The sequence below is a fragment of the uncultured Limnohabitans sp. genome (genome assembly GCF_937889215.1).
Classification (GTDB): domain Bacteria; phylum Pseudomonadota; class Gammaproteobacteria; order Burkholderiales; family Burkholderiaceae_C; genus Limnohabitans_A.
Window position 1 is genome coordinate 1 of sequence record NZ_CALBEX010000563.1, and the last position, 1,043, is coordinate 1,043.

At 56.2% G+C, this 1,043-nt stretch carries 1 protein-coding gene and 1 pseudogene; one reads left to right on the forward strand and one right to left on the reverse strand.

All coding sequences use genetic code 11. The features are described 5' to 3' along the window. Positions 1 to 199: 199 nt before the first annotated feature. A complete protein-coding gene (locus Q0341_RS14135) occupies positions 200 to 733 on the reverse strand; it encodes a phasin family protein (protein WP_299514598.1) in 534 nt (177 codons plus the stop codon). 186 nt (positions 734 to 919) lie between these two features. On the opposite strand from Q0341_RS14135, the pseudogene Q0341_RS14140 reads away from it, so the two are divergent. Further along, positions 920 to 1,043, forward strand: a pseudogene (locus Q0341_RS14140) (histone deacetylase); the annotation flags it as partial.

A 1,043-nucleotide genomic window follows, 5' to 3' on the forward strand; every position in this document is an offset into this window, starting at 1 on the left:
TGCAGCGCTTCCCGGACTCAAAGCCCGCTTGGCGGCTTTCGAGGCGGGGCGCTGATGGGCCAGCCCCCATAAAAAAAGGGCTGATCTTGCGATCAGCCCTTGAAGGGATCCCTGTTTCCCAGATGAAATGCAAAGAGATCCGAGGAGACAACTGGCAATGCAACGGACCGTTCCTTACAAAAACGGCCCGTTTGGAAAATCACTTCTTTTTGGCCGCCTTGGGTGCAGCCGATGGGCTCACCGCAGCCAAATTGGATTCGGCCAAGTCGGTGGCTTGTTTGACGGCTTTTTGCACAGACTCGAAAGCGCTGGTGGCGGCGGTCACGGCGCCCTTCATCATGGCCACAGCTTGCTCGGAGCCAGCGGGTGCGTTTTGCGCAGCGCTGTCCACCAAAGTGGTGATTTGTTTTTGCGCTGCGGCGCTTTGGGCTTCGAAAGCCTTGGTGAACTCGCTGCTGGTGCCCGAAGCGATGTCGTACAGGTGGCGGCCGTAGGCGGCGGTTTTTTCAGCCAAAGGCTGGAACAAGTTGGCTTGCATGGCCAGCAGTTCTTGGGCGTCTTTCACGCTCAGGGCGGCTTGGGTGTTGTTGGCCGACTCGTCCAAGGCGGCCTTGGCCACGCTCAGGTTCAGTTCGACCATTTTTTCAACGCCTTCGAAGGCTTTGGCGGTCAGGCCAAACAGGGTTTCCACATTGGCTTTTTGCGAGGCGACGATTTGTTCGGGTGTCATCATGAGGGGCTCCAGATAAAGGTTTGATTTCAAGAAGACTGCGCCGTAACTGGCCGAGGCCGTACAACTTTGTTGCAGTGCAGCATGGGTTGAATTTTAGGGTTTGTAATCGGTATTGCAAGAGCATATGCCCACACCAGGCTCAGATTAGAGAGGATTTTCTAGAATCACTTTGCTCAAAATCAAAACATGCACGCTTACTACGCCGACCACTTTGTTCTGCCCTTGCCCGAAGGCCACCGCTTTCCGATGCGCAAATACAGCCGCTTGCGCGACCGCCTCACGCTAGAGCTGCCCAGCGTGCGCATGCGCG

Excerpts from the sequence above, each read along its gene's own strand:
- Q0341_RS14135 (WP_299514598.1), bottom strand. The coding sequence starts at position 733 with ATGATGACACCCGAACAAATCGTCGCCTCGCAAAAAGCCAATGTGGAA.